The following is a 19,271-nucleotide window of genomic DNA, read 5'->3' as shown; positions in this document are numbered from 1 at the left end:
TATTTGTGTGTGTGTGTGTGTGTGTGTGTGTGTGTGTGTGTGTGTGTGTGTGTGTTTACGAAATTATTTGGAATGGCCAAATAATCTTGTAACTTTTTTATACTTGTTTGTATGTAATTGGTATCGTGTGTCATAAAACTGAAGCAAACTTATTACCTTTTGGGGAAGTATGCAAATTTTAGTGGCTAAAAAATAAAATTTACTTATTTAAACTCTCCAGAAACACCTAGCCCAAAGAGGGCAAAATCGTACTTTGCAGGGTCTTTGGCGTCCCATTTTCTAATGGTGTGGTCTAGTTCTTCCACGGTTTTCCAATCGTTTTGGGTTCTTGTAATTAGTTGGAGTTGCCTTGCCATGTTGGATTTATCTATATATAATGAAATGTTAGTAGATATTAAAAATGATAAAGATATCTAATTAGTGTTTTTGAAAGGTAAATAAGAGATATTCAGTTGATTGATTTTGTCATATTGTCATTTTTTTATCTTAATAGTAATATATTAAGCTTTTCGTATTTAATTTTGATACTTGGCATATTTTTTGAGACGCTAGAGAACAAAAAAATAAGAATGTCGAAAAAAAATATATTCTTGGGATTATTGTGTCTAGGAATAAACTTTTGTGATGCACAAAAAGTGGGGATAGGCACATCATCTCCTATGTATACATTAGATATAAAAACAGCTACTAATAAACCAGAAGATAAGGCTTTTAGAATCTTGAACTCAGATGATAAAATCATTATGTCAGGCAGAAATAATGGGGCGTTTGGGTTTGGTGCTACAGCTACAGATAATCCTATTGCTCAAATGACTGTCTATGGTAAAGATAATGGTTATCTAGATACGGTACCTACTTTTAGTATCTACGCACAAGATACTAAAGCTAGTTTTAGAACTTATATAAATCCTAAGCAGAAAGAGCTTAATCAATCATATATGGGGACTCATTCTTGGATACTTGACAAAGATAGTAGTAAAACAACCTATAAAACAACTAATACAGGTGGAGCTTCCGCATACGGGGCATTCGTAGGCTTTCATTCTAACGGAACTGCTAATGGTTTTTTCCTGCTTGATTCAGGGACAACAATTTTCGCTTCCCATAGGATAGATTCCAGTCCTGCTATCTATAGTTCTGTACTTTCTGGAGATAGGCAAATAGCTTTATTAACAAGTGGTTCTTTAAGGATAGAAGATGAAGGAAAAGCATATTCTGCCGAGTCTAGTTGTGTAAATCCAGGAGTTATTGCTTTTGATAGTACCAATGATAACTTTATAGGTTGTGTGGAGATTTATTCTAACGGAGTAAAGACGGGAGAGATGAAGTGGAAAAAATTAAACAATAATTAATATGAGAAAATTAAATATACTTTTAGGGCTTCTTATTTCTAGTTTAGCCTTTTCTCAGTTAGGTAATGTGGGGATTAATACTCTGCGGCCTGAGGCTCGTTTAGAAGTTAAGAGCTTGGGAAATACTTTTGGGACAAAAGCCCTACGATTAACTTATGGTGCAAATGCCTCTAATGTTGCTTTTTCTATTTCTGATGATGGAATATTTGGATTTAATAATTCTAACCCAACGGGAACCATAGATATAATAACCACTTCTTTTGGAGCTTTTGATAAGGGGTGGACTTCTGAAGCTGATAAAGTGGCAGATAGTGAGGCCGCTACTAATAATACTAGCTATACATACACTCCCAAATTACAAACATTCTATTCTTATGGTGCCGGTTCGTTTGATAATAATAATTTAGGAGGAATTTTGTTTGTATTAAACCTTGGGTCAAGTGCTATATTTAATGTAAATGCACCTAAGTTGGGTAATTATATACTTCCTGTAAGTGCTTCTACTAATCCTAAATCTGGTGTTTTCTTCTCTGCTTCAGGGTTGGTGGGAGTTTCTCTCAACCGTTTACCTACTACTAAGATAGATGTAGGAGGCAGTATAAAACTAGAAGAAGTTAGTGATTTACCTGCAGCATCTACCTGTGTTAATGGAGAGATGGTTTATTATAAAGGGCATTTTTATGGATGTAATGCTAAAGTGTGGAAACAGTTAGATAATAATTAAGTTAATATAGTACGAATGAAATTTTTTAAAATAGCAAGTCTTTTATTGCCAATAATGGTATTTTCGCAAGGTAAATTGGGAATTAATAATTCAGAACCAGAGGCTACATTAGACATTCAAACTCCATCGGCATCAGCTGCTACCACTCTATTGAGATTTAATAATGGAGATAGTGATATTTTACATATTAAAGGAAGTGGTAAGCTTTACTTTAATTATGCTACTCAAGATAATACTAAACCAGATATTTATACTTATGTAAAAAATACAAAATTGGCAGATTTTGCAGTTGTTAATAGAGATAATCCTAAATCATTTGTGAAGCATTATTCCAATGTTGATAAGCAGAGAATATTATCAGATTATGGAATTGATATAGGAAATAGATTGGGACATTTATTTTTATTTTCAACAGGAGTAGATGATGGTTTCTTTATTGGAGGATATACTGATAGGGCTAATGGTCTATATATAGGTGAGAATGGAAATAATGGAGTTTCAGCTAAGGAAAAACCTACAGAGAAATTAGTTGTGGGAGGCTCTTTGGTTATCGGAGGAGGAGACCGAGAAGGAGCAACACTTAGTTTAGCTGAAGGAGGTACTTGTACAAAAATAGGTCAAATAGCTTTTTCAGCCTCATTTTATGGTTGTACATCTAAAGGATGGAAAAAGTTAGATAATTAGACTATAAACATAATTTCATTTGAACTGAACGGGTTTTAGTATCAACCCTATTTAAACTCTCCAGAAACGCCTAGCCCAAAGAGGGCAAAATCGTACTTTGCAGGGTCTTTGGCGTCCCATTTTCTAATGGTGTGGTCTAGTTCTTCCACGGTTTTCCAATCGTTTTGGGTTCTTGTAATCAGTTGGAGTTGCCTTGCGATGTTGCCCGTGTGTACATCTAGTGGGATAGACAGTAGGGCAGGGTCTAGCTGTTCCCAAATGCCAAAATCTACGCCTTTGTTGTCCTTTCTTACCATCCATCTTAGGAACATCATCAGCCGTTTAGCCGCAGATTTCTTGTAGGTAGAGCTGATGTGCTTGTGGCTACGGTGCTGGGTGGTGGTATCTAGGAAAGCGTTTCTAAAGCGTTCTAGAGCGTGGTAAAAATTGGTTTCACCATCTTGGGGGAGTAGGAGCTCTTCCATAGACGAATGGTTTTGGTAGAGATGCTTAAATCTTTGGATAAAATAGATTAAATCTTCCGAGTTAAAAGTGCGGTGTATGGCTCTAGTGCCTATCTTGTCTAAATCTTTATCGGTATGGTTCAGTACAAAATCCAATGGTGACTGCCCCATAAGCTCCATAATATGGTTGGCACTTTTGATAATAGATTTTCGGTTGCCCCAAGCAATGGTAGCTGCTATAAACCCCGAGATTTCAATATCCTGCTTTAGAGAAAACCGATGCGGTATTTGTATAGGGTCTTGCTCTATAAAATTGGGGTGGTTGTATAGGTCTGCCTTCTCGTTTAGGAAGTCTTTTAGCTCGTTGGAATCCATTATATTTTTATGGTTTCTAGCATTTTGGGTAGAAAAGTATTAGGGAATACGGTTCTTGCCTCATCGGTAAAGACATTTAAGTCGGCATAGCGGTTAGAGAAGTGTCCTAAAATGAGTTTTTTAACTCCTGCTTTTTGGGCAATAGTAGCCGCTTCTAGGGCGGTAGTATGCCCTGTATAGTCTGCCATTTCCTTTAAATCGTGTAAGAAAGTTGCCTCGTGGTAGAGTACATCTACACCTTTGATAATTGGGACGATGCTTTCTAAATAGCGGGTATCACTACAAAAAGCATAAGACACAGAAGGTTGTGGTGGGGTAGTAAGTACCTCATTTTTGAGTACAAAACCATCGGATAGGGTAAAGTCTTTTCCTTTTTTAAGGTTGTGGTAATCGCAAGTTTCTATTTCAGGGTATTTGCTGATTTCCTCCATATTCAGGTGGCGTTCTTTTGGTTTTTCTCTAAAGAGGTAGCCGTTGCAGTAAATCCTATGGTTGAGCGGAATGGTAAAGACTTCCACTTTATGGTCTTCGTAGATTTTTACCGACCGATTGCCTTCTAGCTCGTGGTAAACCACCTCAAAGCCTCTTTGGGTTTCTGTAATTCTAAAAATAGTTTCTAGCATCTCTTGTATTCCCTTCGGACCATAGATGTGTAAAGGGGTTTCTCTCCCTAACAAACGAAACGATGCAATAAGCCCTGGTAAGCCAAAACAATGGTCGCCGTGCAGGTGAGAGATAAATATATGATTGATTTTAGAAAACTTGGCTTTAGCTCTTCTTAGTTGTACTTGTGTCCCTTCGCCACAATCTATTAAGAAGTAGCGTTCTTGCACCTCTAAAAGCTGAGAGGTGGTGGACGAGTTTACAGTAGGAATTGCGGAATTGAAGCCTAATATGGTTAAATGTACACTCACTGCTAGATGAAATTTATTGGGTAATGGTGGTTAAAAACTGGTCTAAGGCATTTTTTCTATGGCTAATGGCGTTCTTTTCCTCTGGAGTCATTTCGGCAAAGGTGGTTTCGTAGCCGTTAGGTACAAAGATAGGGTCGTAGCCAAAACCTTGGTGTCCTCGGTCTTCCTCTAGAAGATGCCCATGTACTTTGCCTTCAAAATAGGAAGCTCCGTTTTCATCTACCAAACACAATACAGTAATGAAATGAGCTGCTCTATTGGTTTTGCCTTGCATTTCTTCTAAAACTTTAGCAATATTGGCTTTAAAGTCGTGGTTGCCAGCATATCTCGCCGAGTAAATCCCTGGTCTTCCGTCTAAGGCATCTACTACAAGTCCACTATCATCACCCAAACTTGGAATACCTGTTTTTTGAAAACAATAAGAGGCTTTAATAAATGCGTTTTCCTCAAAAGTATTGCCGTCTTCCACGATTTCATCATTGAGTTGATAATCGGAAAGGCTTTTTACTATGAAGCCATCACCTAAGATTTGCTGGATTTCTTCTTTTTTATGTTGATTGTGTGTCGCTATTAAGATTTCTTTTTTCATTAGAGTATTGTTTTCTATTTGGTAAAGTGGTTTTTTCTATGCATAAACAGATAATAGGCAACTCCGAAGATAGCCATGCCTATAATAAAAGACACTATTTTGTTGATGCCTAGGAGTTCATAAGAGTGTTCTGCATCGGCATAGACTAGCATCAGATAAGAGATGAAATTGTTAAAAGCGTGTAGTAAAATAGGGATAACAATAGATTTAGTTTTGAAATAAACTAATCCCAATACCAGCCCCAATAAAAATGCTCCCACAAATTGCCAAGGATTGGCGTGTACAATACCAAATACCAAAGCAGAGATAACAATGGCTTTCTTAGGAGCGACGCCTTTGTTGGTGAGTCCACCTTGTATAATGCCTCTAAATAAGACTTCTTCTAATAGAGGTGCAAGGCACACTACCATAATCGCAAGTCCTACCTTATCGCTAAGCATTCTTTTAAAAACTCCCATAAAAGTATTGTAAAGCTCTCCTAATATGCCGCCTTCCGTTGGGATAAAAGAAGTAATGACTTCTGCCATCAGCACCATACCTATCATCATCATTAGAGAGATAAGAACATTGTAAGCCGTTACATTACCTACACCTAAACGGAGTGGTTTTTTGGTCTGTGGTCTTACAATAAAAATATCAAATGCTACAATAGGTACTCCTAATGAGAGTACAAATGAGACTAGACTCAGCCCCATAGAAGTAGCAACCTCTTCCTTTAAAATAAAGACATTAGCGATAGTGTACACAGCGAGTATAAGCGAAACAACGATGTAACTCCCTATAAGTACAGCAATGCCGTCAAGCCCCAATTTGAATTTTTGATTCATCTACTAAATATAAATAGGTTTGGATTTCGCAAAGATAATGGATTTAGAATCAAAACACCTAAATATTCCGTTTTGGCTTAGGCTATTTTTATATATTTGTTGGGTGATAAAGAGAGATAATCTAGAGTCTTAACAGAAATGCAAAGACACAAATAAAAGATAATGACTAAATATAAAATAGCTTATGTGGAGCTAGACACTCATGCAGAAATAGCTCTTAATTTTAAAGCATTGATGGAGGCATCTAACAGGGTAGAGGTAGATTATTTTTTCTCTAATAAAATAAAGAAGCTGTTGGGTGAAAATATGCCTAATGTCATAGAAGCAAGTCCCAATACTGTACTTAAGTTATTATCAGCCAAAGAGTATGATTTGGTGGTGGTGGGGACGGTGCATCGTTATTTTAATACCTTTGATAAAATAGTTAAAAACTATAAGACCGCCATCATTTGCCATAATCTCAATTTCATTAAAGCAAGTAATACAGACTTGCTAAAAGTTTTATTGAAAGAAGATACCGTTTATAGGCTAAAACTCCTTTTAAAGGAAGGATTGATGCTGAAAAATAACGTTTACCAAAATTCGGAAAGCTGTTGGGTATTGTCGGAAGACTTGGCTTCTTCTAGATATCAGCATATTCCGCTTTTTTATACAGAATATCAGCAGGAGTTTTCTAATGATAAAGATTTAACATTAGTTATTCCAGGGATTGTATCACAAAAACGAAGAGATTACAAAGCGGTAGTGGAAAGTCTAAGTAATCACTATTTTAACGAACCTACAGAAGTTGTTTTCTTAGGGAAAGCAATGGGAGAGGAGTTAGATTGGCTCAAAAGTTTAGAACAAAAAAATCTAAATAACCTGAAATTAACCTATTTTACAGAGAAAGTACCACAAGAATTATTTGATGGGTATTTATTGAAAGCTAGTCTTATTTGGGCACCTATACAGCAGAAAACACACTTTTTTAACATTACAGAATATTACGGCAAAACGAAGGTAAGTGGTAATAATGGCGATGCAATGAAGTACGGTAAAAAGATTGTTTTTTCTAAAAATATAGAAGAAGTGTTAAACTCTCAAAATATTAGAGAAGTGGAGCGTATTTCAAAACAAAAAGCATTAGAAATTACTGAAAACTTAATAGAAAGTGCTATAATCTCAAAAAAACACTAGTGATACAAAGATGAACCACTAAAAATTTCTTAAATTTGCATTTTGGAAAGACAATGGAAAAAGTAAAAATTCATGACAAAACTTTTGTTCCTTATTTAAAGAACGAAGAAATACAAACTTACATAAAGGCATTAGCTCTAAAAGTTTACGAAGATTATAAAGATGAAACCCCTGTATTTATAGGAGTGCTTAATGGGGTAATTATGTTTTTCTCAGACTTTTTAAAACACTATCCAGGGAAGTGTGAGGTAGCCTTTGTTCAGGTAAGTTCTTATCACGGAGGGTTACAATCTACGGGGATTGTTTACACCAAAATGGAACTTACTAAAGAGGTAGAAGGTCGCCATATTATCCTTATGGAAGATATTGTAGATACAGGAAATACCATAGAAAGTCTTTTTGAATATTTTAAAAATACACACCGCCCTAAGTCGCTTAGAGTAGCTTCTCTTTTATTAAAGCCAGAAGTATTTAAGAAAGACTTTACCATAGACTATGTGGCAAAAGAAATCCCTAATAAATTTGTGTTAGGCTACGGTTTAGACTATGATGAACTAGGAAGAAATTTACCAGATTTATACCAATTAGAAGAAGGTAGAATTAACCATTAACAAAGAAAACTAACATTGATAAATCGTGTTTTTAGCGATTTTAGATATACTAAAAATTAGAAGTAAAGATGATTAACATTGTATTATTTGGTCCTCCGGGAAGTGGTAAGGGTACTCAAGCTCAAAATCTGATTGAAAAGTTCAATTTGAAACAAATATCCACAGGAGATTTGTTCCGTTATAACATGAAAAACGATACCGAGCTAGGGAAATTGGCAAAATCTTATATAGATAAAGGAGAGCTGGTTCCAGATCAAGTTACCATAGATATGCTGATAGATGAGGTTAGAAAACCTACGGATACCAAAGGGTTTATATTTGATGGTTTCCCTAGAACAGCAGCACAGACAGAAGCCTTAGAAAAGATTGTAAAAGACGAACTTAATGAGGAGATAAGCATCTGTTTATCGCTGGTGGTAGAGGACGAAATTTTGGTTCAAAGACTTCTTAAGAGAGGTGAAACTAGTGGTAGAACAGATGATGCGGACGAGTCTATCATTAGAAACAGAATTAAAGAATACTATGCAAAAACTGCCGAAGTAGCAGAACTTTACAAGCAACAAGGGAAATATGTAGAGATAAATGGAGTAGGCGAAATTGCAGAAATTGCAGAAAAACTTTTCTCAGAAGTAGAGAAGATTTTAAAATAATAACAATAGAATGATAATCAAAAAACTATCAGAGTTTTAAGCTTTGATGGTTTTTTTGGTTGTTTTTATATCGTGTAATAAGCATTTAATTAAATAAGATATGTCAAATTTTGTAGATTATGTAAAAATCCATTGTAAATCTGGGCACGGAGGTGCAGGGTCAGCCCACCTCAGAAGGGAAAAATACATTCCTAAAGGCGGTCCTGATGGTGGAGATGGTGGGCGTGGTGGTCATATCATTATGAAAGGAAATGCACACGAATGGACTTTATTACCATTGCGTTATACAAGGCATGTTAAGGCAGAAAACGGTCAGCCAGGTGGTAAAAATCAGTTGACAGGTCGTTATGGAGAAGATGTTTATATAGAGGTGCCCATTGGTACTATTGCTAAAAATGAAGAGGGAGAAATTATAGGCGAAATTTTAGAAGATGGACAAGAGATTATCTTAATGCAAGGCGGTAAGGGTGGTTTAGGAAATGAGCATTTTAAATCTGCTACCAACCAAACGCCTCGTTATGCACAGCCAGGGCTTCCTGGGGAAGAAGGGTATATTGTGTTTGAGCTAAAAGTATTAGCAGATGTAGGTTTAGTAGGGCTCCCTAACGCAGGTAAATCTACATTGTTATCTGCGGTATCTGCGGCTAAGCCTAAAATTGCCGATTATGCTTTTACAACGCTTACACCTAACTTGGGTATTGTAGATTATCGTAATTACAAGTCTTTTGTGATGGCAGATATACCAGGTATTATAGAAGGAGCTGCCGAAGGTAAAGGTCTAGGGCATCGTTTTTTAAGGCATATAGAGCGAAACTCAATCCTTCTTTTCTTAATTCCTGCAGATGCAGAAGATTATTTCCAAGAGTTTAAAATACTTGAAAACGAGCTTAAAGAATACAATCCTGAGTTGCTAGATAAAGATTTTATCATCTCTATTTCAAAGTCAGATTTATTAGACGAAGAACTCAAAAAAGAAGTTGCAGCCAAATTCCCTGAAAACAGACAACCCTTATTTATTTCTGGAGTTACAGGAGAAGGGCTTACGGAACTTAAAGATGCAATATGGAAAAAATTACACGGATAGGTTTTCTACCCGTGTTTTTTATTTAAGCTAGTCCAAAAATTTGCTTAGCGTTGTTAGTAGTTATCTTATCTATTTCACTGATAGGTATTTGGTAAATATCTACTAATTTACCAATGATTTGCTCTAGATAGGCAGATTCGTTTCTTTTTCCTCTGTACGGTACAGGTGCTAGGTAAGGTGAATCGGTTTCTAAAACAATGTGTTCTAAAGGTATTTCATTTAAGAATTGGTCTATTTTGCCATTTTTAAAAGTAACCACACCACCTATTCCTAAACTGAAATTGAGGTCTATGGCTTGTTTAGCGTGTTCTAATGTTCCAGTAAAACAATGGAAAATACCTCTTAATTTAGGGTGTCTTTTTTCTTCTAAAACCTCAAAAGTTTCATCAAAACTTTCTCTAGAATGTATCACGATAGGCAAGTCTTTTTCTATTGCCCAATCTATCTGTAGTCTAAAGGCTTCTTTTTGCAGTTCTAGATGGCTTTTATCCCAATAGAGATCTATCCCAATCTCTCCGATAGCACAAAAATCCCTTTGCTCCAAATAGTCTTTTACTAATTTTATTTCTTGGTCGTAAGTTTTAGGATTTATATAAGTTGGGTGTAAGCCCATCATTGCTGATATTTGGTTAGGATATTCTGCTTCTAGATGGAGCATTTTTTCGTGAGATTCAGAATTGATAGCTGGTAGAAAAAAATGAGTAACTCCTTTATCTAATGCCCTTTGTATCATTAAATGTCTATCTTCATCAAATTCCTCTGAATATAAATGAGTATGCGTGTCTATCATAAATAATTGAAAGTTAGAAGTTTGAAAATATTTTAAAATTAACTTTAGCTTGTTGCTCCTGTATTTTTTGTTTGATGTTTTCTGTAAACTTTAGATAATCAGGGTGTTCTGTATGGGTTGGACGATGCCTTAAAGCCGAAATGATTTTCTGATTGTCAATGATAAATTTTTGTGTGTCTTCTGTGCAGTAGGCTTTTATGAATTTATCAAAGATGTAATCTATGGCTTGTTCGTTAGGGTGGATTAGGTCTGATTTATAAAATCTGTAATCTCTTAAATCGTCCATTAAAATCTCATAAATAGGCAGATAATGAGCATTTGGATATATTGCCACCACTTGATGCAGCGCATTGATGAGCCTTGATTTGCTAAGCTGATTTTCAACCATACCATCTTTAGTATGCCTTACGGGAGAGACTGTAAATAAAATATTTACGGTATTAAGACTGTGTTGATTGATGAGTTCTATCGCTTTTTTGATGTGGGTTTGTACTTCTTCATCAGAGAGCATTCTTTTATTAAAAAGAGTGTTTGGCATCTTATGGCAATTAGCCACCTTTTGCCCTGTGGGAAGGTACTCATAAATAAACGAAGTACCTAAAGTGATAATAACCCAAGAAGCGTTTTTTAAAAATAAATGAGCATTGGCTAGCTCTGTGTTTACTTTATCTAAAGTAGTGGTTTCAGAAATACCGTCAAATGAAGTATGGTGGTCTAACGAAAGGAAATAGCCACGATGATTAACTAAATCTTTCTCTTGATAATATTTAGAATAAACGATTTTTTCTAAAGCATTAGTAATAGAAAACGGATTGAATAGAGTCCCAAAAGGATTATTCAAGCATCTTATTTGTCCCTCTGATAGTTGGTTACTCATTTCCGAAGCAAAGCAAGAGCCGATAGAAAAAACTTGATCTGTAATTTCTATTTTTTTTGAGGAAGGCGTAAGATTAACTTCGGTTCTGAATTTCAATTTAGTAAGATTTTAATTCGTAATTCTTTTTCTTTGTAAAGACCTAAATTTATGATTATCTACATTTTTGAGATAGTTAGTCAGTTGAGGATTGCTCATACTATCTTTGGTAAGGTAAATTCTACCACCTAAATCCAATACAATTTGGTCTAAATCCTCAACGAGTTTTTTGAGCTTTTTATTCACTTTAAAATCTAGTGCAAGCGTATAACCTTCAAAAGGGAAGGAGTTGTATGCCTCTGGATTATTCTTCCCAAATAACTTTAGTACCGCTAAAAAAGAGCCATTACCACTATGAGCAATGGTTTTTAAAATTCGCTCCATACCTTCTTTGCCTTTGTCTTTTGGGATTACCATTTGGTATTGTATAAAACCGTTTTTACCATAGATTTTATTCCAATCATTGATGACATCTAAAGGGTAGAAAAAGGTTTCATAATCAATGATATTTTTGACGATTTTTTTAGACTGTTTTTTGTAATAAAGCCAATTGAAGATTTTTACAGTCCACTGATTGAGAACAAAATTTGGAAAGTAAAAAGGAACACTTGGCTTTAATTTAGGTTTTAGAGCTAAAGGGTTTTTTGCTAATTTAGAAGGAAGTTCGCCTTTTATAGCGTGTTCTCCTCTCATAAGTATAGATTTACCAATATTCTCTCCTTTCTGTAAACAGTCTATCCATGCTACGGTGTAAGTACAATCTTCACTTTCTTCAAAGAGTTGAAAGATTTCATCTAGGTTTTTTGCTTTGATGCTTTCTTGTCGGATATAAGCCGTATCTATATTTTTAAGCTGAAATTTTGCAGATAAAATAATACCTGTAAGTCCCATTCCGCCAATGGTTGCCCAAAATAGGTCTGCGTTCTCAGTTCTAGAGCAGGTGATTATTTGAGCGTTGGCATTCAGTAGTTTAAATTCTAAAACATATTCTGAAAAACAACCTTCTGAATGATGGTTTTTGCCGTGTACATCAGAAGCTATGGCTCCTCCAATGCTAATATATTTAGTTCCGGGAGTTACATACAAAAAGTAACCTTGTGGTACAATAACTTCTAAAACATCAGAAAGAAGAACACCTGCTTCGCACTCAATAATTCCGTTAAGTCTATCAAAACTAATAAATTTGTTCAATCTTTTGGTTGAGAAGATATGTTCACCTAAAGAAGCGTCTCCATAACATCGGCCATTTCCTCTAGCGATGACTTCGGAACGACTTTTAACAAAATCTTTAATTTTTTCAAGATTGTCTTCCGTAACTATTTCCTTTTCAACAATGGGGAAATTCCCCCAATTAGAGACTTTTTGTATATGATTTTTCATTATTGTTTAGCGTAAATTTGGTAAAGAAAAACAACAATCCATAATACCAATGTAATTTGTATGTATCTGTCTTTATAGACTATTTTTGTTGGAGATTCAGTTCGATTATAGACTAGAGTTTGCTGTAAATATCTTAAAAACGCAAACAAGACAAAAACCACCGTATAGAAAACTCTAGGATGAAACCTAGCCTGTACTTCTGGAGATAAAGTAAACATAAGATAACAAACGATGGCCAAAGCACAGCTAATAGAAAGTGCAATATCTGCAAACTGAATATTATAGCCGTCTAATGCTTTTCTAGTTTTACCTGTTAGTTGAGCATTTACTAATTCGCCTCTTCTTTTCCCAATCGCAAGAACTAAAGCAAGCACAAAAGTGAGTAAAATCGCCCACTGAGTAATGATAAGTCCTGTAATATAGCCTCCTGCTAATACTCTAAGTACAAAACCAATTGCAATGATAGTAATGTCTAAAATAGCAATATGTTTGAGTTTGAAGGTATACGCCAAATTCATTACGAAATAGAATAAAATTATACTTCCAAACTTCCATATATTACCAATATTAAATACCGAAAGTCCTATCCATAAACCACCCAATATTGATAAAACAAGTCCACCAAAAAGTATTTGTGCAGTGGTTTTTGAAATTGCTCCACTGGCTAGAGGTCTGTTTTTTTTCTCAGGGTGCTGTCTGTCAGAATCTATATCCATATAATCGTTGATGATATAGATACTACTTGCAGTAAGTGAAAAAATAAGAAACGCAAAAAAACTAAGATAAAATAAATCAACCTCAAGTATTTTACCTGAAAATAGGAGAGGAACGAATATAAAAAGATTTTTTACCCATTGCTCTACTCTAAGTAGCTTCAAATATTTCTTCATAAGTTTTTGCAAAGCACAAAGATAACCATAAAATAAAAAAACCGCAATTAAATGCGGTTTTGATTTTATATAGAACTTGGATTAGTTCCCTTTTTGAGCCTCTTTTATCATATTTTCGTTAGCAGTGATAGCGAACTCTACTCGTCTATTTTTTGCTCTTCCTTCGTCTGTATCATTACTAGCGATAGGTTCTGCTTCTCCTACACCTTTAGCAATCATTCTACTAGATGCTATACCAAGAGAAGAAAGATAGCTTACTACTGCATTAGCTCTTCTTTCAGAAAGTCTTAAGTTATAATCATCAGCACCTCTACTGTCTGTGTGTCCGTAAACATTGATGTTGGTATCAGGATTATTCTTAAGCACTTGGGCTAATTTATCCAAATTGTTTTTAGCTACAGAAGTAAGGTTAGCAGAATCAAATCCGAAATTAACCGTATTTTCATTAAGGGTAATTTTAATACCTTCATTTACTCTTTCTACTTCCGCACCAGGTAAGGCTTCTTTAATTTCTTTGGCTTGTTTGTCCATTTTGCTACCGATAACATTACCTGCAACACCTCCAATGATACCGCCTAAAACAGCACCAGCAGGAGCATTTCTGCCATTACCTATATTATTACCTAGTATACCACCTATAACTGCTCCAGCTGCAGCACCTATAGCCGTTCCTTTTTGTTGATTATTAGCATTTTGAACAGATTCGCAACTTGTAAGTAGCAAACTCCCTGATAAAAATAATGCTGCTACATTGGTTTTATTAAATATTTTCATTTTATAGTTTATTTAGATTGATTTACTTTTTGAAATTCATAATACACTTTTATATAGTTACCTTCGAATGGAACATTCTGAACTAATGTAAATGAGTTATCTGTTTGGTTTTGAAATTCTAATACATACCCAGAAATATTTTGTTTAGCTTTTTCTCCAGAGTGTATTTTTTTAAATTGAAACTGATTTCCATTTACCACTTCAAATTTGATAGGCTGAGATATTGCTGGGCAACCATTATTTCCACTAAGAGTGTAGCTTCCAGTCCAATTATTAGGTACTAAAGACCAAGTACTTCCCAAAAAACATTTAGCATCTACACCTTCATCAAAAGGTTTAATTTTATAGTTTTTATCGTAATTAACACTTGCAACTTCCCAAGTTCCTTTAAGTTTCATAAAGTCTGAACGCTGATTTTGAGCTTCTTGACCTTTCTGTACTGTGGAGCATGCAGATAAAGATAAAGCTCCTATAAGTCCAGTAAAAAGTAGTTTTTTCATTATTATATTATTTTATATTCTGTTAAGCAGTAAAAATTGTGCCAATTAGCTTTTGAATATTAAAAAAATGGTTTTGTAGGTTGAACTTTTGGAAAAATAAAGTAATTTTTAAAATGATTATCTTTGAAAAACACAAAATATGAAGATGACTAAATTTTTGATTTTTATATTAACACTTTTTTATTCTTTAGGGGTAGCTCAAAGCATTAAGGATAAGCTAGATAAAGTAACTAAAGCATTTTTAAATTCTCCTAAAATGTATGCTGCTAATATGTCTTTTTATGTAGCTGATGAAAATGGGAATTTCATCTATGAATATCAAGGAAATAAGGGGCTTTCTACGGCTAGTACACAGAAGATATTTACCGCTGCCACAGCTTTGGAGCTTTTAGGGAAAGATTATAAATATAAGACTAAAGCCGTTTATGATGGTGTTTTAGAAAGGAGTGTTTTAAAGGGAAACATTTACATTACTTCCAATGGAGATCCTACTCTTGGAAGCTGGAGATATGACGGTTATAAACCCGAAGATTTTCTAGAAAAATTTTATACAGCTTTAAAAAATCAAGGTATCAAGAAGGTGGAAGGTAATTTAATTATAGATGATACTTATTTTGACTTTCAAACGACACCAGGAGGTTGGGCTTGGAACGATATAGGTAATTATTATGGTGCTGGAGTTTGGGGCGTTAATTGGAGAGAAAACCAGTTTGATATAGATATTGAGGGAGGAGCTTCTATTGGAAAGCCTACAAAAATTAAGTCTTTTTCTTATCCTTTGGTACAAGTAAAATGGTTTAATGAGTTAACTTCAGCGGCTTCAAATTCAGGAGATAAAAGTTTAATTTATACCGCTCCATACAGTTCGGTGGCGAGTATTAACGGAACGCTTCCTGCTCAAAAAACAACTAAAATTTCTGGAGCAACGCCTAATCCGCCAGTTCAGTTAGGGGCAGAAGTGGTTAGTTGTATTAAATATAAAGGAATTGAGTTTTCTGGAGAAATTATAACGGGCAGACAATTACTTCTAGATGGGAAGTCTGTTCCGTCTGTTACAGGGAAGCCTTTTTTTGAATATGAATCTCCTGAGTTGAGTAAAATAGTCTATTGGTTTTTGAGAAAAAGTGTTAATCTTTACGGAGAAACCTTTATTAAAACTCTAGGAAAAGAGCAAAATAATGATTCTAGTTTTTCTAGTGGTGTTTCGGTGCTGAAAAACTTTTGGAAACCTAAAGGCATTCATCCTGCGATGATTAACTTTACAGACGGTAGTGGATTGTCGCCTCAGAACTATGCTTCGGCTAGGGCAGAAGTTCAGGCTTTACTTTGGGCTCAAAAGCAACCTTGGTTTAATGAGTTTTATAATGCATTGCCTATTTATAATGATATGAAAATGAAAAGCGGTACAATAAAAGATGCTAAGGGTTATACAGGTTATCATACTTCTAAAAATGGTAAAAAGTATGTTTTTTCTATTATCGTGAATAATTATGATGGAGATGGCATCAATAACGAACTGTTTTCGATACTTAATAATCTTAAGTAATTGTTGTACCTGATGAAAAAAAACAGAAACATATTCTCTAAAGTCAATTTTTTAGTCGTTTTCCTGCTATTTAGTTCTGTTGTATTTGCTCTTATTATTTACTCTGTGGTTATTGTGAGAGATTTAAGGCAGAAAGAAACGGCTAATATGGCAGTTTTTGCCAAAGCTATGAGATTTTTACAAGATGAAAATCAGGGAGATGTAAGGATGTTGGAGTTGGTTCAGGAAATTATTACCACTAATGATAATATCCCAATTATTGTAACTAATCACCAAGGAGAACCAATTAAGGAATTTATCAAAAATATTCCTGATAAAATTAAAGACAATCCAAAGGCTCTTAAGGTTCGCTTAGAGGAAATGAAAGAAGGATATCCACCTTTTGAGTTGCAAATTTCGGAAGGTAATATACAGTATCTTTATTTTGATAATTCGGATTTGATGAATAACCTTAGATACTATCCTGCATTGCTTGGTTTTTTCATTTTATTGTATCTGTTGTTTGCCTATTGGTTTTTTAAAATCGTAAAAAAAACAGACGAAGGCTATCTTTGGGCAGGATTGGCTAAGGAGACGGCACATCAAATAGGAACGCCGCTTTCCTCTATGATAGGTTGGATAGAAATTCTAAGAATGGAGCATGAAAACAGCGTTGGAGTACAGGAGATAGAAAAGGATATACATAGGCTTACCACAATATCAGAGCGTTTTTCTAAGGTAGGTTCAGTCCCAGAGCTTAACGATTTTAACCTAAATGAAACTCTACAGCAAAATTATGATTATCTTAAAACTCGTATTTCTAAGAAAGTGGAATTTAATATAGTTTTACCATCTAAGGAAGTGCTGATACCTCACAATCGTATTCTGATGAGTTGGGTCATAGAAAATCTTATTAAAAATGCGGTAGATGCGATGAAAGGTGACGGTAAATTAGAATTGAAATTGTATCAAAAAAATAAAAAAATCATTATAGATATACAAGATACAGGTTGTGGTATGTCTGCAAAACAAGTAAGAAATGTTTTTAACCCAGGATATTCTACTAAGAAGAGAGGTTGGGGATTAGGATTATCTCTATCTAAAAGAGTGATTAAAGATTACCATAAAGGCGATATAAAAGTTGCCCATACAGAGATTGGTAAAGGAAGTGTTTTTAGGATAGAAATCTTTGAAACTTGATAAAAAAATAGTCCTAATAATAAATTAGGACTATTTTGTATTTAGATTCTTCAGTAGTTAACTTTTCCCTAGCTTAACTTTCAGATTTTTTATCATTTCTTCGGTCATCATTTTGATGTCAAACTCATAGGAAAGTCCCCAATCTTCTTTGGCTTTGCTATCGTCTATAGAAGCAGGCCAAGAATCGGCGATGCTTTGTCTGAAATCGGGTTGATAAGAGATTTTGAAATCAGGCATTATCTTTTTAATTTCATTTGCAAGTTCTGCGGGTGTAAAAGACATACCTCCTAGATTATAAGAACCCCAAACACTGATGTTCTCTGCAGGTTCTTGCATTAGTTTTATGGTGGCGTTTATAGCATCGTCCATATAGAGCATAGGCATAGCTGTATTTTCTGAAATAAAACATTGATACTCGCCTTTTTCTACCGCTTCATAGAAAATTTCCACGGCATAATCGGTAGTACCTCCACCTGCAGGAGCTTTCCAAGAAATAAGACCTGGGTATCTTATACTACGCACATCTACACCGTATTTATCGTGGTAGTATTCACACCATTTTTCTCCAGCCATTTTAGAAATACCATATACGGTGGTAGGGTTAAGCACCACATCTTGCCCAACATTGTGCTTTGGAATGCCTTTACCAAATACGGCAATGGAGCTTGGCCAGAATATCTTTTTCAAATAGCCTTCTTTTGCTAATTCGCATAGATGGAGTAGTGGTTCTAGATTGAGTTTCCAAGCAAAAAGTGGTTGTTTCTCTGAAGTTCCAGATAAGAGAGAAGCTAAGTGATAAACCGTAGTGATTTTATTTTCTTTGATAAAATCTTCCAATAGTTTAAAGTTCGTTACATCTATTCTTTCGTAGTGTCCAGCAGTAGTAATGCCTTCTCTCCATTTATCAATTCCAGAAGCAATAACATTATTTTTACCGTAGATTTCTACTAACTTTGCTGTAAGTTCGGTACCGATTTGCCCTAAAGCTCCTGTGATGAGTATTTTTTCATTTTTACCTTCCATAGTTTGTTCCGATTTCATTTTTACAAAGGTACTAAATACACCTATTTTTTGGAAATGTTTTTGGTTAGAAATTTTAATTTATTGACTAGATTTGTATCCAAATTAAAGCTATAAAATGATTAGAAAAGCCCAAAGAGAGGATATACCATTGATACAAAATCTTGCAAAACAATCGTGGAATAGCCATTATATAGGAATTATCTCGCAAGAGCAGATAAATTATATGTTGGGAATGATGTACTCCGATGAAGAGATAAACCAACATTTTGAGAATCCTAATTATCATTATTATCTGATGTTGAACGATGGTGTAGAAGTAGGATTTATGGGATTTGAAATAGGCTATGAACCTCAAACCACTAAATTACACAGGCTTTATCTTTTAGCGGAAGCTAAAGGAAAAGGGTTAGGAAAGGAAGCAATAGACTTTTTAAAAAATGAAGTGAAAAGCCACAAGAATACAGTTATCATGCTAAATGTTAATAAGAGAAATCCATCGTTTAATTTTTATAAAAGCCAAGGGTTTGGGGTAGAGCAAGAAGTGGTGTTAGAGGTAGGAGAGGGGTTTGTGATGGACGATTATATTATGAAAATAAGTGTAAGATAACTCTATAAGTTGTAGTACATTTTAGATATATCAAGAAGAAAGAAATGTAAGCCTAGCCCCAAAGTTTGTATATTTAAAAAAAAGAGCCTACATTTGTCCCAGTTTTATGCAACGCAATATCAACAACATACAAAAAAGTAAAAAAAACTTACACAAAAATTTGGTAGTTCCAAATAATTGTGTAAACACACACACACACACACACACACACACACACACACACACACACAAGTAGTTTCG

The 19,271-nt window shown here is 34.7% G+C and carries 21 protein-coding genes and 1 pseudogene; 10 read left to right on the top strand and 12 right to left on the bottom strand.

Translation table 11 applies throughout. The annotated features are described in order from the left end of the window. Positions 1 to 203: 203 nt before the first annotated feature. Positions 204 to 359, bottom strand: a pseudogene (locus GXW81_RS09110) (DUF2400 family protein); the annotation flags it as partial. A 210-nt stretch (positions 360 to 569) separates the two neighbouring features. Between GXW81_RS09110 and GXW81_RS09105 the strand changes: the two are divergent. From GXW81_RS09105 to GXW81_RS09090, 3 genes are read left to right on the top strand one after another with little or no spacing between them, the layout of a single operon-like run. Further along, positions 570 to 1,352 (top strand): hypothetical protein, encoded by a 783-nt coding sequence (locus tag GXW81_RS09105; RefSeq protein WP_260393587.1) that lies wholly within the window; start codon positions 570 to 572, stop codon positions 1,350 to 1,352. A 1-nt stretch (position 1,353) separates the two neighbouring features. After that, positions 1,354 to 2,076 carry a hypothetical protein gene (locus tag GXW81_RS09100; RefSeq protein ID WP_260393586.1) on the top strand — a complete coding sequence of 241 codons (723 nt, stop codon included), beginning with the start codon at positions 1,354 to 1,356 and terminating at the stop codon, positions 2,074 to 2,076. Positions 2,077 to 2,091: 15 nt separating this feature from the next. Beyond that, positions 2,092 to 2,760, top strand: coding sequence for a hypothetical protein (locus tag GXW81_RS09090; RefSeq protein ID WP_161532067.1), 669 nt, complete (start codon positions 2,092 to 2,094; stop codon positions 2,758 to 2,760). Between the two features lie 47 nt (positions 2,761 to 2,807). On the opposite strand, the gene GXW81_RS09085 is transcribed toward GXW81_RS09090, so the two are convergent. From GXW81_RS09085 to GXW81_RS09070, 4 genes are read right to left on the bottom strand one after another with little or no spacing between them, the layout of a single operon-like run. Then, a complete protein-coding gene (locus GXW81_RS09085) occupies positions 2,808 to 3,578 on the bottom strand; it encodes a TIGR02757 family protein (RefSeq protein WP_064970746.1) in 771 nt (256 codons plus the stop codon). Beyond that, positions 3,578 to 4,492: a ribonuclease Z gene (locus GXW81_RS09080; protein WP_161532066.1), complete on the bottom strand. Its 915-nt coding sequence runs from the start codon at positions 4,490 to 4,492 to the stop codon at positions 3,578 to 3,580. Before GXW81_RS09080 ends, GXW81_RS09085 begins: the two co-directional genes overlap by 1 nt. A gap of 13 nt (positions 4,493 to 4,505) precedes the next feature. Further along, the gene (gene rdgB, locus GXW81_RS09075; protein ID WP_161532065.1) at positions 4,506 to 5,081 is read right to left on the bottom strand and encodes an RdgB/HAM1 family non-canonical purine NTP pyrophosphatase; all 576 of its coding nucleotides are present in this window, start codon (positions 5,079 to 5,081) and stop codon (positions 4,506 to 4,508) included. 14 nt (positions 5,082 to 5,095) lie between these two features. Further along, positions 5,096 to 5,908 (bottom strand): CPBP family intramembrane glutamic endopeptidase, encoded by an 813-nt coding sequence (locus tag GXW81_RS09070; RefSeq protein ID WP_161532064.1) that lies wholly within the window; start codon positions 5,906 to 5,908, stop codon positions 5,096 to 5,098. Positions 5,909 to 6,070: 162 nt separating this feature from the next. Between GXW81_RS09070 and GXW81_RS09065 the strand changes: the two genes are divergently transcribed. From GXW81_RS09065 to obgE, 4 genes are all read left to right on the top strand, one after another. Then, complete coding sequence (locus GXW81_RS09065) at positions 6,071 to 7,084, top strand: hypothetical protein (protein ID WP_161532063.1); 1,014 nt, start codon at positions 6,071 to 6,073, stop codon at positions 7,082 to 7,084. A 53-nt stretch (positions 7,085 to 7,137) separates the two neighbouring features. Further along, entirely contained in the window at positions 7,138 to 7,695 is a 558-nt protein-coding gene (gene hpt / locus GXW81_RS09060) for a hypoxanthine phosphoribosyltransferase (RefSeq protein ID WP_004919203.1), read from the top strand. Between the two features lie 68 nt (positions 7,696 to 7,763). Continuing rightward, positions 7,764 to 8,345: an adenylate kinase gene (locus GXW81_RS09055; protein ID WP_161532062.1), complete on the top strand. Its 582-nt coding sequence runs from the start codon at positions 7,764 to 7,766 to the stop codon at positions 8,343 to 8,345. A gap of 100 nt (positions 8,346 to 8,445) precedes the next feature. Next, on the top strand, positions 8,446 to 9,429 hold the full coding sequence (obgE, locus tag GXW81_RS09050) for a GTPase ObgE (RefSeq protein ID WP_161532061.1): 984 nt from the start codon (positions 8,446 to 8,448) through the stop codon (positions 9,427 to 9,429). Positions 9,430 to 9,451: 22 nt separating this feature from the next. Here the strand turns inward: obgE and GXW81_RS09045 are convergent, their stop codons facing one another. The 6 genes from GXW81_RS09045 to GXW81_RS09020 form a co-directional block, all read right to left on the bottom strand. Beyond that, positions 9,452 to 10,219, bottom strand: coding sequence for a TatD family hydrolase (locus GXW81_RS09045; RefSeq protein ID WP_161532060.1), 768 nt, complete (start codon positions 10,217 to 10,219; stop codon positions 9,452 to 9,454). Positions 10,220 to 10,232: 13 nt separating this feature from the next. Continuing rightward, positions 10,233 to 11,192 (bottom strand): GSCFA domain-containing protein, encoded by a 960-nt coding sequence (locus GXW81_RS09040; protein WP_161532059.1) that lies wholly within the window; start codon positions 11,190 to 11,192, stop codon positions 10,233 to 10,235. A 12-nt stretch (positions 11,193 to 11,204) separates the two neighbouring features. Beyond that, positions 11,205 to 12,512, bottom strand: coding sequence for an FAD-binding oxidoreductase (locus GXW81_RS09035; protein ID WP_161532058.1), 1,308 nt, complete (start codon positions 12,510 to 12,512; stop codon positions 11,205 to 11,207). Then, on the bottom strand, positions 12,512 to 13,402 hold the full coding sequence (locus GXW81_RS09030; RefSeq protein ID WP_161532057.1) for a UbiA prenyltransferase family protein: 891 nt from the start codon (positions 13,400 to 13,402) through the stop codon (positions 12,512 to 12,514). Before GXW81_RS09030 ends, GXW81_RS09035 begins: the two co-directional genes overlap by 1 nt. A gap of 81 nt (positions 13,403 to 13,483) precedes the next feature. Next, a complete protein-coding gene (locus GXW81_RS09025; protein WP_154136732.1) occupies positions 13,484 to 14,176 on the bottom strand; it encodes an OmpA family protein in 693 nt (230 codons plus the stop codon). 8 nt (positions 14,177 to 14,184) lie between these two features. Next, positions 14,185 to 14,676, bottom strand: coding sequence for a lipocalin family protein (locus tag GXW81_RS09020; RefSeq protein WP_161532056.1), 492 nt, complete (start codon positions 14,674 to 14,676; stop codon positions 14,185 to 14,187). 145 nt (positions 14,677 to 14,821) lie between these two features. Here GXW81_RS09020 and dacB point away from each other — a divergent pair, with 145 nt between their 5' ends. Continuing rightward, positions 14,822 to 16,222, top strand: coding sequence for a D-alanyl-D-alanine carboxypeptidase/D-alanyl-D-alanine-endopeptidase (gene dacB, locus GXW81_RS09015; RefSeq protein WP_161532069.1), 1,401 nt, complete (start codon positions 14,822 to 14,824; stop codon positions 16,220 to 16,222). A gap of 12 nt (positions 16,223 to 16,234) precedes the next feature. Then, on the top strand, positions 16,235 to 17,401 hold the full coding sequence (locus tag GXW81_RS09010; RefSeq protein ID WP_161532055.1) for a HAMP domain-containing sensor histidine kinase: 1,167 nt from the start codon (positions 16,235 to 16,237) through the stop codon (positions 17,399 to 17,401). Between the two features lie 57 nt (positions 17,402 to 17,458). Here the strand turns inward: GXW81_RS09010 and GXW81_RS09005 are convergent, their stop codons facing one another. Continuing rightward, entirely contained in the window at positions 17,459 to 18,424 is a 966-nt protein-coding gene (locus GXW81_RS09005; protein ID WP_161532068.1) for an NAD-dependent epimerase/dehydratase family protein, read from the bottom strand. Positions 18,425 to 18,539: 115 nt separating this feature from the next. On the opposite strand from GXW81_RS09005, the gene GXW81_RS09000 reads away from it, so the two are divergent. Then, the gene (locus tag GXW81_RS09000) at positions 18,540 to 19,031 is read left to right on the top strand and encodes a GNAT family N-acetyltransferase (RefSeq protein ID WP_161532054.1); all 492 of its coding nucleotides are present in this window, start codon (positions 18,540 to 18,542) and stop codon (positions 19,029 to 19,031) included. Positions 19,032 to 19,271 lie beyond the last annotated feature (240 nt).

Origin of the sequence: Riemerella anatipestifer (assembly GCF_009932355.1) — a bacterium.
GTDB classification, from domain to species: domain Bacteria; phylum Bacteroidota; class Bacteroidia; order Flavobacteriales; family Weeksellaceae; genus Riemerella; species Riemerella anatipestifer_E.
The sequence above is the reverse complement of the archived record's forward strand: the minus strand, read 5'-3'. Positions and strand labels throughout refer to the sequence as shown.

What these genes read in the sequence shown, in the direction of transcription:
- GXW81_RS09030 (WP_161532057.1), bottom strand. Translation starts at nt 13,402, where the DNA reads ATGAAGAAATATTTGAAGCTACTTAGAGTAGAGCAATGGGTAAAAAAT.
- GXW81_RS09085 (WP_064970746.1), bottom strand. Translation starts at nt 3,578, where the DNA reads ATGGATTCCAACGAGCTAAAAGACTTCCTAAACGAGAAGGCAGACCTA.
- obgE (WP_161532061.1), top strand. Translation starts at nt 8,446, where the DNA reads ATGTCAAATTTTGTAGATTATGTAAAAATCCATTGTAAATCTGGGCAC.
- GXW81_RS09020 (WP_161532056.1), bottom strand. Translation starts at nt 14,676, where the DNA reads ATGAAAAAACTACTTTTTACTGGACTTATAGGAGCTTTATCTTTATCT.
- GXW81_RS09005 (WP_161532068.1), bottom strand. Translation starts at nt 18,424, where the DNA reads ATGGAAGGTAAAAATGAAAAAATACTCATCACAGGAGCTTTAGGGCAA.
- GXW81_RS09100 (WP_260393586.1), top strand. Translation starts at nt 1,354, where the DNA reads ATGAGAAAATTAAATATACTTTTAGGGCTTCTTATTTCTAGTTTAGCC.
- GXW81_RS09045 (WP_161532060.1), bottom strand. Translation starts at nt 10,219, where the DNA reads ATGATAGACACGCATACTCATTTATATTCAGAGGAATTTGATGAAGAT.
- GXW81_RS09105 (WP_260393587.1), top strand. Translation starts at nt 570, where the DNA reads ATGTCGAAAAAAAATATATTCTTGGGATTATTGTGTCTAGGAATAAAC.
- GXW81_RS09025 (WP_154136732.1), bottom strand. Translation starts at nt 14,176, where the DNA reads ATGAAAATATTTAATAAAACCAATGTAGCAGCATTATTTTTATCAGGG.
- GXW81_RS09010 (WP_161532055.1), top strand. Translation starts at nt 16,235, where the DNA reads ATGAAAAAAAACAGAAACATATTCTCTAAAGTCAATTTTTTAGTCGTT.
- rdgB (WP_161532065.1), bottom strand. Translation starts at nt 5,081, where the DNA reads ATGAAAAAAGAAATCTTAATAGCGACACACAATCAACATAAAAAAGAA.
- GXW81_RS09035 (WP_161532058.1), bottom strand. Translation starts at nt 12,512, where the DNA reads ATGAAAAATCATATACAAAAAGTCTCTAATTGGGGGAATTTCCCCATT.
- dacB (WP_161532069.1), top strand. Translation starts at nt 14,822, where the DNA reads ATGACTAAATTTTTGATTTTTATATTAACACTTTTTTATTCTTTAGGG.
- GXW81_RS09090 (WP_161532067.1), top strand. Translation starts at nt 2,092, where the DNA reads ATGAAATTTTTTAAAATAGCAAGTCTTTTATTGCCAATAATGGTATTT.
- hpt (WP_004919203.1), top strand. Translation starts at nt 7,138, where the DNA reads ATGGAAAAAGTAAAAATTCATGACAAAACTTTTGTTCCTTATTTAAAG.
- GXW81_RS09070 (WP_161532064.1), bottom strand. Translation starts at nt 5,908, where the DNA reads ATGAATCAAAAATTCAAATTGGGGCTTGACGGCATTGCTGTACTTATA.
- GXW81_RS09055 (WP_161532062.1), top strand. Translation starts at nt 7,764, where the DNA reads ATGATTAACATTGTATTATTTGGTCCTCCGGGAAGTGGTAAGGGTACT.
- GXW81_RS09065 (WP_161532063.1), top strand. Translation starts at nt 6,071, where the DNA reads ATGACTAAATATAAAATAGCTTATGTGGAGCTAGACACTCATGCAGAA.
- GXW81_RS09000 (WP_161532054.1), top strand. Translation starts at nt 18,540, where the DNA reads ATGATTAGAAAAGCCCAAAGAGAGGATATACCATTGATACAAAATCTT.